Annotated in this window: 21 protein-coding genes and 2 tRNA genes; all 23 read left to right on the forward strand. The window is 50.9% G+C overall.

Going from position 1 to position 22,535, the window contains the following annotated elements:
- The first annotated feature begins 156 nt into the window (after window positions 1-156).
- The 23 genes from G549_RS0112090 to G549_RS0112200 all read left to right on the forward strand — a co-directional run bounded on the left by G549_RS0112090 (window position 157) and on the right by G549_RS0112200 (window position 22,530).
- Complete coding sequence (locus tag G549_RS0112090) at window positions 157-1,629, forward strand: bifunctional ADP-dependent NAD(P)H-hydrate dehydratase/NAD(P)H-hydrate epimerase (protein WP_036222566.1); 1,473 nt, start codon at window positions 157-159, stop codon at window positions 1,627-1,629.
- A gap of 116 nt (window positions 1,630-1,745) precedes the next feature.
- Window positions 1,746-2,372: an ATP-dependent Clp protease proteolytic subunit gene (locus G549_RS0112095; RefSeq protein WP_027835246.1), complete on the forward strand. Its 627-nt coding sequence runs from the start codon at window positions 1,746-1,748 to the stop codon at window positions 2,370-2,372.
- A gap of 174 nt (window positions 2,373-2,546) precedes the next feature.
- Window positions 2,547-3,824: an ATP-dependent Clp protease ATP-binding subunit ClpX gene (clpX, locus tag G549_RS0112100; protein WP_027835247.1), complete on the forward strand. Its 1,278-nt coding sequence runs from the start codon at window positions 2,547-2,549 to the stop codon at window positions 3,822-3,824.
- Between the two features lie 186 nt (window positions 3,825-4,010).
- Window positions 4,011-6,443: an endopeptidase La gene (gene lon / locus G549_RS0112105; RefSeq protein WP_027835248.1), complete on the forward strand. Its 2,433-nt coding sequence runs from the start codon at window positions 4,011-4,013 to the stop codon at window positions 6,441-6,443.
- A gap of 173 nt (window positions 6,444-6,616) precedes the next feature.
- Window positions 6,617-6,889, forward strand: a complete 273-nt coding sequence (locus tag G549_RS0112110; protein ID WP_027835249.1) for an HU family DNA-binding protein — start codon at window positions 6,617-6,619, stop codon at window positions 6,887-6,889.
- Between the two features lie 105 nt (window positions 6,890-6,994).
- A tRNA-Val gene (locus tag G549_RS0112115) sits at window positions 6,995-7,070 on the forward strand.
- A gap of 148 nt (window positions 7,071-7,218) precedes the next feature.
- Window positions 7,219-7,295 (forward strand) — tRNA-Asp (locus G549_RS0112120).
- 117 nt (window positions 7,296-7,412) lie between these two features.
- On the forward strand, window positions 7,413-7,931 hold the full coding sequence (locus tag G549_RS0112125) for an outer membrane protein (RefSeq protein WP_027835250.1): 519 nt from the start codon (window positions 7,413-7,415) through the stop codon (window positions 7,929-7,931).
- A 275-nt stretch (window positions 7,932-8,206) separates the two neighbouring features.
- Entirely contained in the window at window positions 8,207-8,740 is a 534-nt protein-coding gene (locus tag G549_RS0112130; protein WP_036222568.1) for an outer membrane protein, read from the forward strand.
- A gap of 273 nt (window positions 8,741-9,013) precedes the next feature.
- Window positions 9,014-9,379 carry an NADH-quinone oxidoreductase subunit A gene (locus G549_RS0112135; RefSeq protein ID WP_027835252.1) on the forward strand — a complete coding sequence of 122 codons (366 nt, stop codon included), beginning with the start codon at window positions 9,014-9,016 and terminating at the stop codon, window positions 9,377-9,379.
- Window positions 9,370-9,948, forward strand: coding sequence for a NuoB/complex I 20 kDa subunit family protein (locus G549_RS0112140; RefSeq protein ID WP_027835253.1), 579 nt, complete (start codon window positions 9,370-9,372; stop codon window positions 9,946-9,948). The genes G549_RS0112135 and G549_RS0112140 overlap by 10 nt, the downstream gene beginning before the upstream one ends.
- A gap of 14 nt (window positions 9,949-9,962) precedes the next feature.
- Complete coding sequence (locus tag G549_RS0112145; protein WP_027835254.1) at window positions 9,963-10,565, forward strand: NADH-quinone oxidoreductase subunit C; 603 nt, start codon at window positions 9,963-9,965, stop codon at window positions 10,563-10,565.
- A 10-nt stretch (window positions 10,566-10,575) separates the two neighbouring features.
- Entirely contained in the window at window positions 10,576-11,766 is a 1,191-nt protein-coding gene (locus tag G549_RS0112150; RefSeq protein WP_027835255.1) for an NADH-quinone oxidoreductase subunit D, read from the forward strand.
- Window positions 11,766-12,803, forward strand: coding sequence for an NADH-quinone oxidoreductase subunit NuoE (gene nuoE, locus G549_RS0112155; protein WP_027835256.1), 1,038 nt, complete (start codon window positions 11,766-11,768; stop codon window positions 12,801-12,803). The genes G549_RS0112150 and nuoE overlap by 1 nt, the downstream gene beginning before the upstream one ends.
- The gene (locus tag G549_RS0112160) at window positions 12,803-13,000 is read left to right on the forward strand and encodes a hypothetical protein (protein ID WP_027835257.1); all 198 of its coding nucleotides are present in this window, start codon (window positions 12,803-12,805) and stop codon (window positions 12,998-13,000) included. Before nuoE ends, G549_RS0112160 begins: the two co-directional genes overlap by 1 nt.
- Window positions 13,000-14,307 (forward strand): NADH-quinone oxidoreductase subunit NuoF, encoded by a 1,308-nt coding sequence (gene nuoF, locus G549_RS0112165; protein ID WP_027835258.1) that lies wholly within the window; start codon window positions 13,000-13,002, stop codon window positions 14,305-14,307. Before G549_RS0112160 ends, nuoF begins: the two co-directional genes overlap by 1 nt.
- 12 nt (window positions 14,308-14,319) lie before the next feature.
- The gene (gene nuoG / locus G549_RS0112170; protein ID WP_027835259.1) at window positions 14,320-16,416 is read left to right on the forward strand and encodes an NADH-quinone oxidoreductase subunit NuoG; all 2,097 of its coding nucleotides are present in this window, start codon (window positions 14,320-14,322) and stop codon (window positions 16,414-16,416) included.
- A gap of 10 nt (window positions 16,417-16,426) precedes the next feature.
- Window positions 16,427-17,524, forward strand: a complete 1,098-nt coding sequence (gene nuoH, locus G549_RS0112175; protein WP_084634159.1) for an NADH-quinone oxidoreductase subunit NuoH — start codon at window positions 16,427-16,429, stop codon at window positions 17,522-17,524.
- Window positions 17,525-17,537: 13 nt separating this feature from the next.
- Complete coding sequence (nuoI, locus tag G549_RS0112180; RefSeq protein WP_027835261.1) at window positions 17,538-18,026, forward strand: NADH-quinone oxidoreductase subunit NuoI; 489 nt, start codon at window positions 17,538-17,540, stop codon at window positions 18,024-18,026.
- Window positions 18,027-18,038: 12 nt separating this feature from the next.
- Window positions 18,039-18,647 (forward strand): NADH-quinone oxidoreductase subunit J, encoded by a 609-nt coding sequence (locus G549_RS0112185; protein ID WP_027835262.1) that lies wholly within the window; start codon window positions 18,039-18,041, stop codon window positions 18,645-18,647.
- Window positions 18,648-18,659: 12 nt separating this feature from the next.
- Window positions 18,660-18,974: an NADH-quinone oxidoreductase subunit NuoK gene (nuoK, locus tag G549_RS0112190; protein WP_027835263.1), complete on the forward strand. Its 315-nt coding sequence runs from the start codon at window positions 18,660-18,662 to the stop codon at window positions 18,972-18,974.
- Window positions 18,974-21,013, forward strand: coding sequence for an NADH-quinone oxidoreductase subunit L (nuoL, locus tag G549_RS0112195; protein WP_425528541.1), 2,040 nt, complete (start codon window positions 18,974-18,976; stop codon window positions 21,011-21,013). Before nuoK ends, nuoL begins: the two co-directional genes overlap by 1 nt.
- Window positions 21,010-22,530, forward strand: coding sequence for an NADH-quinone oxidoreductase subunit M (locus G549_RS0112200; RefSeq protein WP_051213738.1), 1,521 nt, complete (start codon window positions 21,010-21,012; stop codon window positions 22,528-22,530). Before nuoL ends, G549_RS0112200 begins: the two co-directional genes overlap by 4 nt.
- Window positions 22,531-22,535: the final 5 nt, after the last annotated feature.

Raw genomic sequence — 22,535 nt, forward strand, 5'->3', positions numbered from 1 at the left:
TATCTTTTTCAAGATTTAGTTTGATTGCATTTAGGCCGCCTTCGGGCGGCCTTTTGTTTGTTTGGCAACATGAAGGTTCGCAGAGAAGTTTTGTCGCGTTTGCACCGGCTGTTTTATGATGGAAATAGGCACCGGGAATATGCCAGCATATGGGCGATGAAAACAGAATCACTGAACCTATTGTTGACACCGGATGAAATGGCAGAGGCGGACCGCCTGACCATCCAAAAAGGCGTGCCCGAATTTGAGCTGATGCAAAATGCCGGGCAAGTGGTGGCCGACTATGTGCGCGCCAATTTTTCGCCTTGCACGGTTGGTGTCGTTTCTGGACCTGGCAATAATGGTGGCGATGGGTTTGTTGTGGCCCGCTTGCTGCGCGATTCCGGTTGGTTCGTCAAACTAACGTTCATGGGTGCGCGTGACCGTCTGGGTGAGGCAGCGCGCCAGCATCTGGATCTTTGGGGGGCGGAAGACAGCCCGATCAATGATTTGCTGGATGAGTGTGACCTCCTGATTGATGGGCTTTTCGGCGCTGGTCTGGATCGAGATATTGTTGGTACGTTTGCCGAACTAATAAAGCGGATGAATCGCGCCCGGAAGCCAATTGTGGCCATCGATATGCCAAGCGGGATTGACGGGGCAACTGGTGCCGTCCGCGGTGCGGCCATTCGTGCGGTCGCCAGTGTGAGTTTTTTCCGGTTGAAGCCGGGGCATTTCCTGTTGCCGGGCAAGTCCTATTGCGGTGACGTCCATTTGGGGAAGATTGGCATCTTGGATGCGGTGTTGCCGAGAATAGGCGGGAAAGTTTGGCACAATGGGCCAGATCTTTGGCAGATACCGCCATATGAAGCGCAGGGGCATAAATATAGCCGGGGGCATTGTCTGGTGCTTTCTGGTGACGCGTTGAGCGGTGGCGCGGCGCGATTGAGTGCAATGGCGGCATTGCGCAGCGGGGCCGGGCTTGTGTCGCTATTTGGTGATAAGGCAGCGCTTGAGGTGCAAGCGCACCATGTTACCGAAATTATGCTTAAACCTGCGGCATTGGAAAAGTTGCTGCAAGATGAACGGTTTAACAGCTTGGTTTTGGGGCCGGGCGCTGGCGTGACAAACGCGCTGCGCGATAAGGTCCTGTCGACCATTGCGGCGCAGCGCGGATGTGTGCTAGATGCCGATGCTTTAATGGCGTTTGAGAGTGATCCAAAGTCATTATTCGACCATATTCATAGATATGGTGGCGATAATATCGTGCTGACGCCGCATAGCGGTGAATTTGCCCGTTTGTTTGGTAAAGTGGACGAGGCGGAGAGCAAGATTGAGATGGTGCGCATAGCGGCTGAGGCGAGCGGTGCGCAGGTTCTTTTAAAAGGTGCCGACACGGTTATTGGAGCGCCCGATGGTCGTGTGGTCATAAATTCAAATGCGCCGGCCATTCTGGCAACGGCGGGTTCAGGTGACGTTTTGGCTGGAATTATTGGTGGCATGCTGGCGCGCGGCATGTCCGGGATAGATGCAGCGTGTGCAGGTGCCTTCATTCATGGGGCTTGCGCGCAGGGATTTGGAAAAGAAGGCATGATCGCCTCAGACCTTGTGGCAAAGCTGCCAGAAGTGCTGATGGCGGTGGATAAATAAATTAACCGTGACTTGAATGACTCAGTGTTAGGGCCTATCTCCCGCCTTTACGCTAAGTTAAGACAGGATCATATCTGATCGAAACAATCGATTCGATTGCAAAGAAGGTGGAACGTATGAAAGATCCGATGGATATGTTGACCAACACGCTGGTGCCAATGGTTGTAGAGCAAAGCAACCGTGGGGAGCGTTCTTTTGATATTTTCTCACGCTTGCTGCGTGAGCGCATTATCTTTGTGACCGGACCGGTTGAAGACAATATGGCGTCTTTGATTGTGGCGCAGCTTTTGTTCTTGGAGAGTGAAAACCCCAAGAAAGAGATCGCAATGTATATCAATTCGCCTGGCGGTGTTGTGACAGCTGGATTGTCTATTTATGACACGATGCAGTTTATCCGCCCGAAAATCTCTACCTTGTGTGTAGGTCAGGCCGCTTCAATGGGATCGTTGTTGTTGGCTGCTGGCGACGAGGGCATGCGCGGCGTGTTGCCGAACGCTTCTGTTATGGTGCACCAGCCTTCTGGTGGTTACCAAGGTACGGCAACGGACATTTTGATCCACGCCAAACACACAGAAAACCTCAAGCGCCGCTTGAATGAAATCTATGTGAAGCACACGGGCCAAGATTACGAAACCATCGAGCAGGCGCTTGAGCGTGACAATTTCATGTCCGCCGACGATGCTAAAGAGTTTGGTCTGGTCGATAAAGTTTACGAAAAGCGTGCGGTGCCCAACGAACAATAGGGCGCCCGCCAAATAGGCAAATGGCGGAAAAGGGACACAGTGTGTGCACCGTTTCGCTATTTGCGAGAACGATAGAGAAAAGCTAAGGTATCCAAAACGCTTACGGTTTGTTTATTTGCAAGTGATAGCGTTTTAAAGACATGCTGCTAAAAATGCACATTTAGGAGTGCTTTGATGACAAAAGATAACGGTAACGGCGACAGCGCAAAAAATACGCTTTACTGCTCATTCTGCGGTAAATCCCAGCATGAGGTACGCAAGCTTATTGCCGGGCCAACCGTTTTCATCTGCGATGAGTGCGTTGAGCTGTGTATGGATATTATTCGTGAAGAGAATAAGTCCTCCACAGTTAAGTCCTCCGATGGAGTGATGGCGCCAGCAGAGATTTGTGAAGTGCTCGACGATTACGTGATCGGCCAAGCGCGCGCGAAACGCGTTTTGTCGGTTGCCGTGCACAACCACTATAAACGGTTAAACCACGCCACGAAAAATCAAGACATTGAATTGGCGAAGTCGAATATTTTGCTGATCGGCCCAACAGGTTGCGGTAAAACATATTTGGCGCAGACTTTGGCGCGCATCATTGATGTGCCGTTCACCATGGCTGACGCGACGACTTTGACTGAAGCTGGCTATGTTGGTGAAGATGTTGAAAACATCATTTTGAAACTATTGCAGTCTTCTGACTACAATGTTGAAAAAGCCCAACGCGGCATCGTTTATATCGATGAGGTGGATAAGATTTCTCGTAAATCTGACAACCCATCAATTACACGTGACGTTTCAGGTGAGGGCGTTCAGCAAGCCTTGTTGAAGATTATGGAAGGCACTGTAGCCAGTGTTCCACCGCAAGGCGGGCGCAAGCATCCACAGCAAGAGTTTTTGCAGGTGGATACGACCAACATCCTGTTTATCGTTGGTGGTGCTTTTGCCGGGTTGGAAAAGGTGATTGCCGAACGTGGCGAGCACAGCTCCATCGGGTTTGATGCCGAAGTGAGCGATCCTAAAGATCGTCGTTTGGGCGAGGTTTTTGCTGAAGTTGAGCCAGAAGATTTGGTGAAGTTTGGTTTGATCCCCGAATTTATCGGCCGTTTGCCTGTGATTGCGACTTTGGAAGATTTGGACGAAGGTGCCTTGGTGCAAATTCTGACAGAACCCAAAAACGCCCTTGTGCGCCAATATCAACGTTTGTTCCAAATGGAAGATGTTGAATTGACTTTCCACGAAGATGCCTTGCACGCAATCGCGCGCCAAGCCATTGAGCGGAAGACCGGTGCACGCGGGTTGCGTTCGATCATGGAAGGCATTTTGCTCGACACCATGTATGACCTTCCATCGCTAGAAGGCGTGGAAGAAGTTGTGATCAGCGAAGATGTTGTTGAGGAGAAGGACGCACGTCCCCTCTACATCTATGCGGACCGCAAAGAAGAAGAGCTGGAAGCCGGCGCATAAAGTTTTGTGATTTGGCCCTGCAAAGCACTTGTAGGGCCATCAAAACTTCCTATCTAATAGTATCAATGAGTCTTGGTGCGTCCTTGCAAGGGCGTGGCCATGTTGTGACCCATTGTCGGTCCAGAACAGGATTGATTTTGCCGCTTGTAACAGGGAAATCAATGCTGGTTGATGAAAGGAATAATTATGTCCGAATCCAAGACAACTGAACTTGATTTGGCACCAGGCGAGAGCCGGGTTTATCCGGTTTTACCTTTGCGTGACATTGTGGCATTTCCGGGCATGATCGTGCCGCTATTTGTGGGGCGCGAAAAATCGGTTAAAGCGCTTGAAGAAGTCATGCGCGACGACAAGAATATCTTGGTCGTGACCCAAAAAAGTGCGCAAGAAGATGACCCATCTCCTGAAGATGTGTTTGATGTGGGCACCATTGCCTCTGTGTTGCAACTGCTGAAACTGCCCGATGGCACCGTTAAAGTGCTGATCGAAGGGCTATCGCGTGCAAGCATTGAAGAGTTTGTCCGCACCGACGACTATTATGAAGCCAAAGCCACTGCGATGGAGATGGATGATCATGATGACGTTGAGGCGGAAGCCTTGGCCCGCTCAGCGGTCAATGAGTTTGAAAACTACGTCAAGCTGAACAAAAAAGTATCGCCAGAAGTGGTGGGCGCCGTATCGCAGATCGAAGATCATTCGAAATTGGCAGATACGATCGCATCGCATTTGGCTGTGAAAATCCAAGACAAGCAGGACATTTTGTCGATCACCTCCGTACCGGGCCGTTTGGAACGTGTGTTGGAGTTGATGGAAGGCGAAATCGGTGTTCTGCAGGTGGAAAAACGGATTCGCACGCGCGTGAAGCGCCAGATGGAAAAAACCCAACGCGAGTATTATTTGAATGAGCAGATGAAGGCCATTCAAAAAGAGTTGGGTGATTCTGAAGATGGCACTGACGAGCTGACAGAGCTTGAAGAGCGGATCAAAAAGACAAAATTGTCGAAGGAAGCGAAAGACAAGGCGAAGGCCGAGCTGAAAAAGCTGAAAGCCATGAGCCCAATGTCGGCCGAAGCGACAGTTGTGCGCAACTATCTTGATTGGTTGCTTGGTTTACCTTGGGGCAAAAAGTCCAAAATCAAACGCGATTTGAAGTTTTCGCAAGAGGTTTTGGATGCGGATCACTATGGCCTTGAGAAGGTTAAAGAGCGGATCATTGAATATCTTGCTGTGCAAAGCCGTACGGGCAAGTTGAAGGGACCGATTCTGTGTCTTGTTGGTCCTCCAGGTGTGGGTAAAACCTCACTGGGCAAATCGATTGCCAAGGCAACTGGGCGTGAGTTTGCCCGCATGTCGCTGGGCGGCGTGCGCGATGAGGCCGAGATTCGCGGCCACCGCCGGACCTATATTGGCTCCATGCCGGGCAAGGTGATTCAGTCCATGAAGAAGGTTGGCAAGTCCAACCCGATGTTCTTGCTCGACGAGATCGACAAGATGGGCATGGATTTCCGCGGTGACCCAAGTTCTGCGTTGTTGGAAGTGCTCGATCCAGAGCAAAACAACTCATTTTCTGACCACTATCTCGAAGTCGATTTCGATTTGTCGGACGTGATGTTCATCACAACGGCTAACACGTTGAATATTCCGGGGCCCTTGTTGGACCGTATGGAAATCATTCGCTTGTCTGGTTACACCGAGATCGAAAAGATGGAAATCGCGCGTCAGCATTTGATCTCCGACGCGATTAAAGAGCATGGCCTGGAAACATCTGAGATTGCTTTGCCGGACAAAGGGCTCGAATTCTTGATTCGCCGCTATACGCGTGAAGCGGGTGTGCGGAACTTGAAGCGGGAAATTGCGAACCTGATGCGGAAAGCGGTGACCGAACTGATGATGGATGACAAGAAAAAGTCCATCATGCTCGATGTGGAAAAAATCGAGGAGTATTTGGGACCGCCAAAGCACCGCTATGGCGAAATCGAGCTGGATCCACAAGTTGGCCTGGTCACAGGCCTGGCCTGGACACAGGTGGGCGGCGAAATGCTGACCATCGAAGGCGTGATGACCCATGGTAAGGGCAAAATGACCGTTACCGGCAATTTGAAAGACGTGATGAAAGAATCAATCACTGCCGCGGCGACTTATGTGCGCTCCCGGGCAGTCGATTTTGGCATTGAGCCGCCAAAGTTTGATTCGCATGACATTCACGTGCACGTACCGGAAGGGGCCACGCCAAAAGACGGTCCTTCAGCGGGCATTGGTATGGCCACGGCGATTGTTTCGGTGATGACCGGCATTCCGGTGCGTCACGATGTGGCGATGACTGGTGAGATCACCTTGCGCGGCCGTGTGCTGCCAATCGGCGGCTTGAAAGAGAAGCTGCTGGCGGCATTGCGCGGGGGAATCAAAAAGGTACTGATTCCCGAAGAGAATGTGCGTGACCTTTCTGAAGTGCCAGACATTGTGAAAGAGGGGCTGGAAATTGTCCCTGTGAAGCAAATGGAAGACGCCCTCAAACACGCTCTGGTTGAAGTTCCAGAGCCGATTGAGTGGGACTTTGAGGCGTATGCCGCGAGCAAAAAAGCCGAAAAAGGCGAAGGCACAGGCGTGGTTGCACACTAGTGTTTTCCACAATTTGATGCTTAAGGAGCGGAAAAGGCAACTTTTCCGCTCTTTTTTTGCCTAAAACCGGGCTGAAAGCGCCGGAATTCCTTGCGTTTGGGAAAGAATCGTCAAAAGGTTCATGGCGTATTGCCCGACAAAAGTAAGTCGGGCCAAAAAATGAGGATGGACTAATGAACAAAAATGATTTGGTCGCTGCAACGGCGGAAAAAGCTGGATTGACAAAAGCAGACGCCGCAAGCGCAGTGGACGCTGTTTTCGAAGCGATTACTGGTACATTGAAAAATGGTGACGAAGTTCGCCTGGTAGGCTTTGGTACATTTGCGGTTTCTCACCGTAAAGCCACCAAAGGCCGCAACCCAGCAACTGGCGCTGAAATTGATATTGCAGCGACAAACGTGCCTAAATTCAAGCCTGGTAAACAGCTCAAAGACGCTGTGAACTAGTCTAAGCAAAATTTTTTGCATTTTTTTGAAGGTCTCGGTGAAAATCGAGACCTTTTTTGTTGACGAGGGCGAAAGAACACCTTAAACGATGCATCACCAAACGGGGGGCGGTTAGCTCAGTTGGTAGAGCGCTTCGTTTACACCGAAGATGTCGGGAGTTCGAGTCTCTCACCGCCCACCATTTTGGTTCTTGTCGTGGTTCGGCACTGTTCGCAAAAAGAAATATTTTCTCTTTGAAAACAATGTCATAAAGATTGAAAATGGCGCTTGACACAAAGTGCTTTCAGTTTTAAACCACGCACACTCTTTGACGAGACTTTCTCATTAAAGGGGGTGTAGCTCAGTTGGTTAGAGCGCTGGCCTGTCACGCCAGAGGTCGCGGGTTCGAGTCCCGTCACTCCCGCCACTTTTCAAAAAATCGTTGTATATCACCGCTTGGAACAGTTCGCTGTTTCCGAGACTAATTGACTCTTTTTCGCTTCGCGCCTAAATTTACTGTTAATTAATAAAAAGGTGAGGCGAAATGTTTAAATCAATGATTCTTGCAACAACGATTGTTGCTACCGGAGTGATTGGCGCGTCTGCTGCCGATCCAATTATCTATACACAACCTGCTCCTGTTGTGACATCTTCGACATTTGATTGGGATCGTTTTTATATCGGCCTGAGTGCTGGTGGCATGAATGATGGCACACAATATTTCGGTGTTGGTGGGCTTGCAGGTTTGAATATGCAATCAGGTGATTGGGTGTTCGGTTTGGAAGTGCAGGGCACGGCCTACTATGATGGCGGAGTATACTCAGGCGCTCTCTATGATGTTTTCGGACGCGCGGGCTATCTCGTCGCACCTGAAGCATTGCTCTATGCCACAGGCGGTGTTGTATTCAACAATAGCGGCAATACATTTGCTGGCATTGGCGGCGGCATCGAGTTTGCCGTGCATGACAATGTAACTTTTGGCGGTGAATATACGTACATCACAGATGGTGGCGGTACGAACGGTCACGTATTCGACGCTAAGATGCGTTGGTATTTCAATTAAGCGATAAATTCATTTTATGGCATGTAAAGCCACACTACGATGGGTAGTGTGGCTTTTTTACACTTTGTTAGCCATGAATTGATTTAGCCACATTTCAGACTAATTCCGGTCACCTTTTGCCTGTAGATTTGATTCATAGGTGTTAGGGGATCTCTTACGCGCTATTTTTGCGCGAATTAAATGGAAACTTACGGAACTTTCCCGGTTGCCGTTGCGTTCTTGAGATTAGAACCTATATGCCGAGAGTAACGCTTAAGAGAGCCATGGAGGCAATTATGAGCATTTTGAAGAAAATTTCCATTGCTATGCTAGCATCAGCAGCAATGACGGCAGGCGCGTCCGCAGCGGACCCTGTGATTGATTATACCCCGGCTCCAACAGCTGCGCCTGCATACTCTAATCCAGGCTTTGACTGGAACCGCTTCTATGCGGGTGTGAACGGTGCATATGTAAATGCAGCATCAGACGTTTGGGGCATTGGTGCCATTGCCGGTATGAACACACAGTTCGACGAAATGGTTTTCGGTTTCGAAGTTGGCGCACAAGCCAACTATGATGGCGGCACATATTATGGTGCTCAGTATGACCTGACAGGTCGCGCTGGTTACCTCGTATCTGACGATGTGTTGCTCTATGCTGTTGGTGGTATTGGCCATCACTTCGGCGACGCGGTAGGCATCCTCGGTGGTGGTATCGAGTTTGCTGTTTCTGACGATGTGACGATTGGTTCTGAATACAACTGGTCAGTTTACAGCGGCGGTACATCAAGCCACGCGATTGACGCGAAAGCACGTTGGTACTTCAACTAAGCTGAAGTGCACAACACAGTGTTCGAGAGAGCGTTCCGTTTTGGAGCGCTCTTTTTTTATGAGTGAAAAAGTCCAGTTTTTAAAACTATTTACGATGCTTGCCTTATTTGATTTGAATGAGGAGATAAATTAAAAATTTGAAGCCAAAGCCCTTGAAACACGTAAGGTGTTGGCGTAAGCCGTACCAAATCGAAGTTTCGGCTCCATTTTGTGAGTCTGGCTTGTGACAAATTCTTTGGCTGGGTTTCAGCTGTCAAAAAAGGCAAGGCAATTATGACCGAATTGCTCTCTCAGTATCTGCCCGTGATCATATTTGTTGGTTTATCCGCAGTGATCGGTTTGGCACTTTTGGTTGCTCCCTTCATTATCGCCGTTAAACGTCCCGACCCTGAAAAGGTGTCTGCGTATGAATGTGGTTTTGAAGCGTTTGATGATGCGCGGATGAAATTTGATATCCGCTTCTATCTGGTGGCCATTTTGTTCATCATTTTTGATTTGGAAGTTGCGTTCCTGTTTCCTTGGGCCGTCGCATTTAAAGATGTTGGCTGGTTCGGCTTTTGGGCCATGATGATCTTCTTGGGTGTTTTGACCATTGGCTTTATTTATGAATGGCGCAAAGGGGCTTTGGAATGGGATTAGACAATAATTCGACTTTGGTGTCTTCGCAGCCAAAAGGTATTATCGATCCAAAGACTGGTAAGCCAGTCGGGGCTGATGATCCGTTCTTTCTAGATGTGAATGATCAGCTGGCCGATAAGGGCTTTTTGGTCACGTCAACCGACGAGTTGATCAACTGGGCGCGTACAGGTTCCCTAATGTGGATGACATTTGGTCTTGCCTGTTGTGCCGTTGAGATGATGCACATGTCTATGCCGCGTTATGATGCGGAGCGTTTTGGCTTTGCGCCGCGCGCATCCCCGCGTCAATCCGACGTGATGATCGTTGCTGGCACGTTGACGAACAAGATGGCGCCTGCGTTGCGCAAGGTCTATGACCAAATGCCGGAACCGCGTTATGTGATCTCTATGGGGTCCTGCGCGAATGGCGGCGGCTATTATCACTATTCTTATTCTGTTGTGCGCGGTTGTGATCGTGTGGTGCCAGTGGACATTTATGTGCCTGGTTGCCCACCAACAGCCGAAGCCTTGCTGTATGGCGTTTTGCTTTTGCAAAAGAAGCTCCGCCGTACCGGCACCATTGAGCGATAAGGGGCAGGGGGCAAATGGATTCTTCCCTTTCAGAACTTGGCGATTATATCAGCGCGAAACTGCCGGAAGCTGTGCAATCAGTTGAAGGCAATTTTGGTGAGTTGACGCTAAACATTGCCGCAGATTCAATTGTGGATGTTGCGCGCCTGCTGCGTGATGACAGCCAATGTCAGTTCAGCTGCATTATTGATATTTGTGGCGTTGATTATCCACAGCGTGTCGAGCGGTTCGACGTGGTTTACCACTTTTTGAGCCCAACTCAGAACTTGCGCATTCGCGTTAAGCTGAAAACAGACGAAGACACACCAGTGGCTTCAATCTGTGAAGTTTATCCTGGTGCGGATTGGTTCGAGCGCGAAGCCTACGATATGTATGGCATTTTGTTTGTGAATCACCCGGAACTGCGCCGTTTGCTGACTGATTATGGCTTTGAAGGGTTTCCTTTGCGCAAAGACTTCCCGCTCACCGGCTTTGTCGAGGTGCGCTACAATGAAGAGTTGCAGCGCGTTGTGTATGAGCCTGTGAAGCTGACACAAGAATTCCGCTCATTTGACTATTTGTCACCTTGGGAAGGCACCGACTATGTGCTGCCTGGTGATGAAAAGGCGCAAGGTTGAGGATCATATTATGAGCGAAGCGCAACTTAGAAATTTCAACATCAACTTTGGCCCGCAACACCCGGCAGCGCACGGTGTGTTGCGTTTGGTGCTTGAGCTGGACGGTGAAGTTGTTGAGCGGGTTGACCCGCATGTGGGCTTGTTGCACCGCGGCACTGAAAAGCTGATCGAGCACAAAACCTATTTGCAGGCTGTGCCTTATTTTGATCGGCTTGACTATGTGGCGCCGATGAACCAGGAGCACGCTTTTGCTTTGGCAGTTGAGCGTTTGCTGGGCATCACAGTGCCAAAACGTGGTCAGTTGATCCGCGTGCTTTATTCTGAAATCGGGCGGATTTTGAACCATTTGCTGAACGTGACAACCCAAGCGATGGACGTTGGCGCGTTGACACCACCGCTTTGGGGCTTTGAAGAGCGCGAAAAGCTGATGGTGTTTTATGAGCGTGCTTGTGGCGCGCGCATGCACGCAGCTTATGTGCGGCCTGGTGGTGTGCACCAGGATTTGCCGCCTGAGCTGATCGACGATATCGAAGCATGGTGTGATCCATTTTTGGATGTTCTCGACGATATTGAAGGCCTTTTGACCGACAACCGTATCTTCAAACAGCGGAACGTGGATATCGCCACCGTGAAGTTGGAAGATGCTTGGGCTTGGGGCTTTTCTGGCGTGATGGTGCGTGGTTCTGGTGCAAAATGGGATTTGCGCAAGAGCCAGCCCTACGAATGCTATGACGAGATGGAATTCGATATTCCGATCGGGAAAAATGGCGATTGTTATGACCGCTATTTGGTGCGCATGGAAGAAATGCGCGAGTCAGTGAAAATTATGCGCCAATGCATTGATAAATTGCGTTCGCCTGATGGGCAGGGGCCAATTTCGTCAATCGACGGCAAGATTGTGCCGCCCAAACGCAGTGAGATGAAGCAATCAATGGAAGGCTTGATCCACCATTTTAAGCTCTACACGGAAGGCTACAAAGTGCCTGAAGGTGAAGTTTATGCGGCGGTGGAAGCGCCTAAAGGCGAGTTTGGGGTCTATTTGGTGTCTGATGGCAGCAACAAGCCCTATCGCTGTAAAATTCGAGCGCCCGGGTTTGCGCATATGTCGGCCATGGACTTTTTGAGCCGTGGTCATATGTTGGCTGACGTTTCAGCCATTATTGGTACACTTGATATCGTTTTCGGCGAGGTAGATCGCTAATGTCAGTTCGTCGTCTCGCAGAAGATAAAGTTCAACCGCAAGAATTTGCGTTTAATGCCGACAATAAGAAGTGGGCAAAGCAAACCATTGCGAAATATCCAAAAGGCCGCCAGCAATCTGCTGTGATCCCGCTATTGATGCGGGCGCAGGACCAAGATGGTTGGGTGACCAAGGCTGCCATTGAACATGTCGCTGACATGTTGGAGATGCCTTACATCCGCGTGTTGGAAGTGGCGACCTTCTATACCCAATTCCAATTGAAACCGGTGGGCACCAAAGCACACATTCAAGTGTGTGGCACAACGCCATGCATGTTGCGCGGCTCAGAAGACTTGATCAAAGTTTGTAAAAGCAAGATCAATGAGAAGCCGTTTGAAACCAATGAGAGCGGCACGCTTTCATGGGAAGAAGTGGAATGCTTGGGCGCATGTGTGAACGCGCCAATGGCGATGGTGTTTAAAGACACTTATGAAGATTTGACGCCTGAACGTTTCGAAGAAATGATCGATGAGTTTGAGGCGGGCAAGGACGTGAAAACTGGCCCACAGATCAACCGTCAGTTTGCCGCGCCGGAAGGCGGGCATGTAACATTGACGGATGTACCTGCAAAAGCCACTAAAGCGCGCAAACCTGCGGCAAAGCCAGCGTCAAATACAGCACCGAAGCCAACAGCCAAGCAGAAAGCTGAAGAGCCAGGCGCGAAAGTAAAAACGCCAAGCAAGACAGCGAAGAAAGCAGCGGCAAAGGCTGACGATGCTGAAATGAAGACACCTTTGTTCGAGGCACCTGAAGGACAAAAAGACGATTTGAAATTGATCTCAGGTGTTGGCCCAGTGCTTGAAGGCAAGCTGAATGATTTGGGCATTACCACATATCAACAAGTGGCAAAGCTGACCAAAAAGCAGATCGCAGAAGTCGATGATCGTTTGAGCTTTAAGGGTCGGATTGAACGCGATGATTGGAAAGCACAAGCCAAGGCTTTGGCCAAAGGTGGTGCTGACGAATATCGCAAAGTCTTTGGTAAGGATCCACGCTAATGGCTGAACGTTTCATGGGCATTGAGTTGAACGCGAGAAACATCATGTTGGCGATTGCCTTCATGGTGGGCACCTATATCTCGATCCGTTTGATTGCATTTTTTGCAGCTTTTCTCACCAACGGTATTTTTGGCCTGGTGGTTAGCGCAGCGATCGGATTGGTGTTGTTTTATGCATTTATGCGGGGGCGTCGATAATGCTGACAGATAAAGACCGCATTTTTACCAACCTTTACGGGTTTGAAGATTGGGGCCTTGAGGGCGCGCAAAAGCGTGGCGCTTGGTCACAAACCAAAAGCTTCATTGATAAAGGCCGGGATTGGATCACCGAAGAGGTGAAGGGATCCGGCTTGCGTGGTCGCGGCGGCGCTGGCTTCCCCACTGGTTTGAAGTGGAGCTTTATGCCCAAGCAAAATGATGGTCGGCCCCACTATCTGGTGGTGAATGCTGACGAATCAGAGCCAGGCACCTGTAAAGACCGCGAAATTATGCGCCACGATCCGCATCACCTTGTGGAAGGGTGCTTGTTGGCTGGCCGCGCGATGGACGCGCATGCTGCTTATATTTATGTGCGCGGCGAATTTGTGCGCGAACGTGAACGGCTGCAAGCGGCTGTTGACCAGGCGTATGAAGCCAAATTGATCGGCAAAAACAATGTGCATGGTTGGGATTTCGATATCATCGTGCACCATGGCGCTGGCGCTTATATTTGCGGCGAGGAAACAGCATTGCTGGAGAGCCTTGAAGGCAAGAAGGGCCAACCACGGTTGAAGCCTCCATTCCCTGCGGGCATGGGGCTTTATGGTTCGCCAACCACTGTGAACAACGTGGAATCAATTGCCGTTGTTCCGGAAATTTTGCGCCGCGGTGGTTCTTGGTTTGCAGGGCTTGGCCGAGAGAACAACACAGGTTCAAAATTGTTCTGTGTTTCTGGCCACGTCAATCAGCCGGCGACATTTGAAGAAGAAATGGGCATCAGCTTTGGCGAATTGATCGACAAGCATTGCGGTGGCATTCGCGGCGGTTGGGACAATTTGCTGGCGGTTATCCCCGGCGGCTCTTCTGTGCCTTGTGTGCCTGGTGACAAAATGCGTGATGCGATCATGGATTTTGATGGGCTGAAAGAAGTTGGGTCTTCATTGGGCACCGCAGCGGTGATCGTGATGGATAAATCAACCGACATTATCGCAGCGATTGCGCGGCTTTCCTATTTCTACAAGCACGAAAGCTGTGGTCAGTGCACTCCATGTCGTGAGGGCACCGGCTGGATGTATCGTGTGATGGAACGCATGGTGCGTGGCGAAGCGCAAAAGCGTGAAATTGATATGCTGTTTGAAGTGACCAAGCAGGTTGAAGGACACACAATTTGTGCGTTGGGCGATGCGGCAGCATGGCCAATTCAAGGGTTGATCCGTAATTTCCGTCCGGAAATTGAAGCGCGGATTGATCAATATACGCACAATGCGAAAGCAGAAGGTGCTGTGCCTTCTGTTGCAGCGGAATAAGGCGGCAAGAGCATGGCCAATATTAAAGTAGACGGTAATGAAATTGAGGTCCCAGATCACTACACGCTGATGCAAGCGTGTGAGGAAGCTGGTGCTGAAATTCCACGTTTTTGTTATCACGAGCGTCTTTCTGTGGCGGGCAACTGCCGCATGTGCCTTGTGGAAGTGAAGGGTGGCCCCCCAAAGCCGGCGGCTTCCTGCGCCATGAGCGTGCGCGATTTGCGCCCCGGGCCAGAAGGGCAACCGCCAGAAGTGTTCACCAACACACCGATGGTGAAAAAGGCACGCGAAGGCGTGATGGAATTTTTGCTGATCAACCACCCGCTGGATTGTCCGATTTGTGACCAGGGCGGCGAGTGCGATTTGCAAGACCAGGCCATGGCTTACGGCATGGACAATTCGCGCTATCAGGAAAATAAGCGCGCGGTGGAAGACAAATATATCGGGCCATTGGTGAACACCATCATGACCCGCTGTATTCACTGTACACGTTGTGTGCGGTTCACCACCGAAGTGGCTGGCATTTCTGAGCTTGGCCTGATCGGCCGTGGTGAAGACGCAGAAATCACCACCTATCTTGAGCAGGCGATGACATCAGAGCTGCAAGGCAATGTGATTGACCTTTGTCCCGTTGGTGCGTTGACCTCCAAGCCTTATGCCTTCCAAGCGCGGCCTTGGGAACTGAACAAGACCGAAAGCATCGATGTGATGGACGCGGTTGGTTCTAACATTCGTGTGGATAGCCGTGGCCGTGAAGTGATGCGCGTGATGCCACGTGTGAACGAAGCGATCAATGAAGAGTGGATTTCAGATAAGACACGCTTCATTTGGGATGGCTTGAAATCACAACGTCTCGACAAAGTTTACGTGAAAAAGAACCGCAAGTTGCAGGCTTCCGATTGGAATGACGCATTTGCGACCATCGCTCGCGCGGTGAAAAAAGCTGATCCAGCGAAAATCGGCGCGTTGGCCGGCGACTTGGCTGGTGCTGAAGAAATGTATGCTTTGAAGTCCATGTTGACCGCAATCGGCGTGAAAAACTTTGATTGTCGTCCAGTTGGTTCGGTAATCGAACCTTCCAAGGGCCGTGCAAGCTACATCATGAATGCAGGCATTGCTGGCATAGAAGATGCGGACGCGATTTTGATCGTGGGCAGTGACCCGCGCAAAGAAGCCTCGCTCGTCAATGCCCGTATCCGCAAAGCGTGGCGCCAAAACGGCACCCCAATCGCGGTGATCGGCGAAAATGCTGATCTGAAATATGATTACGCCTATTTGGGCACTGGCACCGAAGCCTTGGCGGCTTTGGCCGCAGGCGACGACAAGTTTGCCAAAGTGTTGAGCAAGGCGAAACGCCCCATGATTATTGTGGGCGAGGGCGCATTGAGTGGCGCAACTGCTAAAGATGTCTTGGCCTTGAGTGCACAGATCGCTTCTGACAATGGCGCATTGAGCGACGAATGGAACGGCTTTGCAGTGTTGCACAATGCAGCCGGTCGTGTTGGAGGCCTGGATGTGAGCTTTGTGCCTGAGCGTGGCGGCATGGATGCGGCGAAGATGCAGGCAGCTGGCAAAAAAGGCGACATGGATGTCGTGTTCTTGTTGGGGGCAGATAGCTACGACCTCAGCGCCTATGAGGATGCGTTTGTTGTTTATATCGGTTCGCACGGTGATCGCGGTGCCCATGCGGCAGATGTGATTTTGCCGGGCTCCGCTTACACCGAAAAAAGCGTGACCTATGTGAACACAGCAGGCACCGTGCAGCGCACGAACCGCGCTGTGTTTGGGCCGGGCGACGCCAAAGAGGATTGGGCGATTTTGCGGGCTTTGAGCGCACATTTGGGTGCAACCTTGCCGTTCGACAATCTCAACCAACTGCGTGCAGCGCTTTATGCTGATGTGCCGCATTTGGCTGTTGTTGAGGGCCCCGTGGAAACAAAGGCTGCAGATGTGGCCAAACTGGCGAAAGTGCCAGCGAAGATTAAACCCGGTGCTTTGGGTTCACCGATTGAAGATTTCTATTTGACCAATCCGATTGCACGGGCATCCAAAGTGATGGCCGAATGTTCGCAATTGGCACTTGGGCAAGTTAAAGAAGCTGCGGAGTAGGGGCTGAATTATGGATTGGTTACTCCCATCACTTGATTATTTGCTCGGCGTGCCCTTTTTGGGGTTGGGCGAACAAATCGGGTTTGTTTGGAAGGCACTTTTGCTGCTGGTAACGTTGTTGGTGTTTGTGGCCTATGTGCTGCTGGCTGACCGTAAAATCTGGGCGGCTGTGCAAATCCGTCGTGGTCCCAACGTGGTTGGTGCCTTTGGTTTGCTGCAAAGCTTTGCCGATTTGCTGAAATTTGCGTTTAAGGAACCCCTTATTCCGGCCGGTTCGGACAAAGTTGTGTTCTTGTTGGCGCCATTCATCACCGTGTTGGTCTCGCTTGCGGCTTGGGCCGTGGTGCCGATTGACGAAGGCTGGGCGATGGCCGACATCAATGTGGGCGTGCTTTACATCCTGGCGATTTCCTCGCTCGGTGTTTATGGCGTCATCATGGGTGGTTGGGCCTCCAACTCGAAATATCCGTTCTTGGGCGCGCTGCGGTCTGCCGCGCAAATGGTGTCTTACGAAGTCTCGATTGGTTTTGTGATCATCACTGTGTTGCTTTGTGTTGGGTCGCTGAACCTGACCGACATTGTACATGCGCAGCAAGAAATGGGCTTGGCACACATGTTGGGCGTACCTTGGTTGTCATTCCTCAACTGGTTCTGGCTGCCTTTGTTCCCGATGTTCATCATCTTCTTTATTTCGGCGCTGGCTGAGACAAACCGTCCGCCATTTGATTTGCCGGAAGCGGAATCTGAGTTGGTTGCTGGTTTCATGGTGGAATATGGTTCCACCCCTTACATGATGTTCATGTTGGGTGAATATGTGGCCATCGTGTTGATGTGTGCGCTTACAACAATCCTGTTTATGGGTGGGTGGCTGCCGCCAATCGATGCAGCGCCGTTCAACTGGATCCCTGGTGCGGTTTGGTTCGTTTTGAAGACCTCACTGGTGTTCTTCATGTTTGCGATGGTGAAGGCTTTTGTGCCGCGCTATCGCTATGACCAATTGATGCGTTTGGGCTGGAAAGTATTCTTGCCGATTTCCATCGTAATGATTTTCGTCGTGGCCTTTGTGCTTCAGCTGACAGGCTGGGGTTGGCACGGCGGAATGGCTTAAGGAGAAACGACACATGCGAGCAATTCAGTTTCTCAATTCGCTTTTGCTGAGAGAGTTTGTTTCGACATTCTTTCTGGCAATGCGTTATTTCTTCAAACCGAAGCCAACCATCAACTACCCGTTTGAAAAAGGGCCAGTAAGCCCACGTTTTCGCGGTGAGCATGCGTTGCGCCGCTATCCCAACGGGGAAGAGCGCTGCATTGCCTGCAAATTGTGTGAAGCGATTTGTCCGGCACAAGCGATCACCATTGAAGCTGGCCCGCGCCAGAACGATGGCACGCGCCGCACGGTACGGTACGACATCGACATGGTGAAGTGCATCTATTGCGGCTTTTGCCAGGAAGCGTGTCCGGTGGATGCGATTGTGGAAGGGCCAAACTTTGAATTTGCGACTGAAACCCGCGAAGAGCTTTATTTCGACAAGGAGAAGCTTTTGGAAAATGGTGACCGTTGGGAACGTGAGATTGCTGCCAATCTCGCTGCCGACGCGCCATATCGCTAGGAGCTTGATGATATGACCCTTCAACTTGCATTTTTCTATTTGTTTGCAACGGTGGCGATCATCTCTGCAGTGATGGTGATTTCCTCGCGGAATCCAGTGCACTCTGTGCTGTTTTTGATCCTCGCCTTTGTGAATGGTGCTGGCATTTTCATGCTGGCGGGCGCTGAGTTTTTGGCGCTGTTGCTCATCGTTGTCTATGTGGGCGCGGTGATGGTGCTGTTCCTGTTTGTGGTGATGATGCTGGATGTAGACTTCGCCCAGTTGCGCCAGGGCATTTTGCAATATGCGCCCGTCGGTGCCTTGATTGGCGGCGTGTTGCTGATTGAGCTTATTCTGGTGGCCGGGTCATTTGTGGTGACCCCGGAGGTGGCGAGCTCGAGCGCGGTGCCATTTGTGGAGGGCATGTCCAACACCGAAGCTTTGGGCAACATGCTTTACACCCGCTACGTCTATTTGTTTGAAGCTGCCGGGCTGATTTTGTTGGTGGCGATGATCGGGGCAATTGTGTTGACGCTGAAGCATAAACCAAATGTGAAGCGGCAAGATATTAATGCGCAGGTTGCGCGCAAACGCGAAGATGCTGTCGAAGTTGTCAGCGTCGAGAGCGGCAAAGGGATTTAATTGGGGGCCTAAATGATACCGGATATCGGACTTGGTCATTTTCTGACCGTGGCGGCCATTTTGTTTACGCTTGGCGTATTTGGCATATTTCTGAATCGTAAGAATGTGATCATCATTCTCATGTCAGTGGAATTGATCCTTTTGGCAGTGAATATCAATTTTGTGGCGTTCAGCGCCCACCTACAAGACATGGCTGGCCAAGTGTTCGCTTTGATGATTTTGACCGTTGCGGCGGCCGAAGCGGCGATTGGTTTGGCGATCCTTGTGGTGTTCTATCGTAACCGTGGCTCCATTGCCGTGGACGATGTCAACGTGATGAAGGGTTAATGACGATGTATCATGCCATTCTCTTTCTCCCGTTGATTGGGGCCTTGGTGGCTGGGCTTTTGGGCCGGTCCATCGGGCACAAGGCGGCTGAATATCTGACCACAGGTTTGTTGATGGTTTCAGCGCTGTTGTCCTGGGTTGTGTTTGCAGGGATCTTTTTTGGTTCCGGTGGCGAAGCGGCGCACGGTGCAGAGACGGCTGCCGACCACGGCTTTATGGCGGCGGAAGCGGTCAAGATCACTTTGTTCCGTTGGATCGATACCGGTGGGCTGGATCTTTACTGGATGATCCGCGTGGATACGCTGACCGCGGTGATGCTGGTGGTTGTGACCACTGTGTCGTCTTTGGTGCACCTTTATTCGATCGGCTATATGCATGAAGATCCCCACCGGGCACGCTTCTTTGCTTATTTGTCACTCTTTACATTCGCGATGTTGATGCTGGTGACGGCCGATAACTTCCTGCAAATGTTCTTTGGGTGGGAAGGCGTTGGCTTGGCGTCATATTTGTTGATTGGCTTCTGGTATCAAAAGCCAAGCGCCAATGCGGCGGCAATGAAAGCCTTTATCGTCAACCGTGTGGGTGACTTTGGCTTTATCCTCGGCATCTTTGCCGCTGTGATGATGCTGGGGACCATTGATTTCGACACGGCGTTTGCACATGTGGCGGACATGGATGGGCAGACCATCAACTTCCTTTGGGGCCAATGGGACGCGATGACCGTGATCTGCTTGCTGTTGTTCCTCGGGGCGATGGGTAAATCGGCTCAGTTCCTGCTGCACACTTGGTTGCCGGACGCGATGGAGGGCCCGACACCTGTTTCGGCCTTGATCCACGCGGCGACCATGGTGACAGCTGGTGTGTTTATGGTGGCGCGTTTGTCGCCCATGTTTGAAGCCTCTCCAACTGCATTGACCGTTGTGACAGTGATTGGCGCGATTACAGCGTTCTTCGCGGCGACTGTTGGCTTGGTGCAGAATGATATTAAGCGCGTGATTGCTTATTCAACCTGTTCGCAGCTTGGCTATATGTTTGTGGCACTTGGGGTAGGGGCTTATTCAGCTGGTATTTTCCACCTGTTCACACACGCTTTCTTTAAAGCCTTGTTGTTCTTAGGGGCTGGTTCGGTGATCCATGCGATGCACCACGAGCAAGACATGCGCAAAATGGGTGGCATTAAAAACAAGGTGCCCGTGACCTATTGGATGATGATGATCGGGACGTTGGCGCTGACCGGTGTTGGCTTGCCGTTCCATCTTGTCTCTGATGCGTTGCCAAATCTCGGCTTTGCTGGCTTCTTCTCTAAAGATGCCATTATTGAAGCCGCTTACGGCGCGCACACAGAAGCTGGGAACTTCGCGTTCTACCTGCTGGTGATCGCAGCCTTGTTCACAAGTTTCTATTCATGGCGCTTGGTGCATTTGACCTTCCACGGCAAGACACGCGCGTCAAAAGAAGTTTTTGACCATGCGCATGAGAGCCCGAATGTCATGCTGATCCCACTTTATGTGTTGGCAGTTGGCGCGGTGCTTTCAGGTATTGTGTTCTATGACAGCTTCTTTGGCCATGCCGATCACGTTCAAGCCTTCTTCCTTGGTTCAATTGTTGTGGATGCAGAAATCATCGATGCGGCGCACCATGTGCCAACTTGGGTGAAGCTATCGGCAACATTTGCGATGATCATCGGCTTTATCATGGCCTGGTGGTTCTACATCTCAAAACCAGATTTGCCGAAGGCATTGGCGAAACAGCATTCAGGGCTTTATGCCTTCTTGCTCAACAAATGGTACTTCGATGAACTGTATGACTTCATCTTTGTGCGTCCGGCCAAATGGCTTGGCCGCGTGTTGTGGCGCGGGTTTGATGACTGGTTCGTCGATGGTGTGATTGTTGGTGGCTTGGCCCGGCGCGTTAAAGACGTGACCAACCAAGTTGTAAGACTGCAATCTGGCTATCTTTATCACTATGCATTGGCAATGCTGATTGGTGTTGCCGCACTGATTACCTGGGCGATTGCTGCAGGGGGCCTACTCGGATGAATATTATAAATAACAACATCCTATCGATTCTGACTTTCCTGCCGTTGGTCGGTGTCTTTTTCCTATTGATTGTGCCGGGCAATGACGATCTGGCCAAAAACAATATGCGCCGGATTGCGCTGGCCACCACTTTGGTGACCTTCGTGTTCTCGCTGGTGATGTGGGCCATGTTTGACTCCACAAATCCTGGCTTCCAGTTTGTGCAAAATCACAGCTGGATTGGCGATGATGTCATCGGCTACCGCATGGGCGTTGATGGGATTTCGATCCTGTTCATCGTTTTGACCGGACTGTTGATGCCAATGTGTGTGTTGGCCAGTTGGGAATCTGTTCAGAACCGGGTTCGCGAATATATGGTGGCCTTCCTGATCCTCGAATTCTTGATGATCGGGGTGTTCGCCACGCTTGATTTGGCCATGTTCTATGTCTTCTTTGAAGGCGGCTTGATCCCCATGTTCCTGATTATCGGGATTTGGGGCGGCAAGAAGCGTATTCAAGCGAGCTACAAGTTCTTCTTCTATACTTTCATTGGTTCGGTGCTGATGCTGTTGGCTGTGATGGCCATGTATTGGCAGGCGGGTACGTTGGATATCGCCAAACTGTTGCAGTTCGAATTCTCCTCGGAATCGCAATATTGGTTATGGCTAGCCTTCTTTGCTTCACTTGCTGTGAAAATGCCGATGTGGCCATTCCACCGTTGGTTGCCAGAAGCGCACGTTGAAGCGCCAACTGCGGGTTCTGTGATCTTGGCGGCGATCTTGCTGAAAATGGGTGGCTACGGGTTCTTGCGGTTCTCGTTGCCGATGTTCCCAGAAGCATCAGCCTATTTCTCGAACTTTGTGTTTGTGCTGTCGATCGCGGCGATCATCATCACCTCTTTGGTGGCGTTGGTTCAAGAAGACATTAAAAAGCTGATTGCTTATTCATCTGTGGCGCATATGGGCTATGTGACCATGGGTATTTTCGCCGGCAATATGCTGGGCATCCAAGGCGCGATCTTCCAAATGATTTCGCACGGGATTGTGTCGGGCGCGTTGTTCCTGTGCGTCGGGGTGATCTATGACCGGATGCACACGCGCCGGATTGATGCCTATGGCGGCCTGGTTGAACGTATGCCGAAATATGCCTTTGCCTTTATGGTGTTCACCATGGCCAATGTTGGCCTACCGGGCACCAGCGGCTTTGTTGGCGAATTCCTGGTTTTGATGGGGATTTTCCAAGTGAACACTTGGGTGGCCTTTGGTGCCGCGTTTGGTGTGATCTTGTCCGCAGGTTACGCGCTTTGGCTATACCGCCGTGTGATTTTCGGCGTATTGGAAAAAGAGAATTTGAAAGCGATTTTGGACATGAATCCGCGCGAAATGGCGGTGATTGTGCCCTTGATCATTCTCACGATCTTTTTCGGTTTCTATCCAGCACCAATTTTGGATGCGACAGCCGCTTCAGTGGAGCAGTTGGTCAACCAATATCAAATGAGCCTGGGGCAAATCGGCGTCCTTGCCGACGTTGCGCACTAGGGGGA

It is taken from the genome of Maritalea myrionectae DSM 19524 (genome assembly GCF_000423365.1).
GTDB classification, from domain to species: Bacteria; Pseudomonadota; Alphaproteobacteria; order Rhizobiales; family Devosiaceae; genus Maritalea; species Maritalea myrionectae.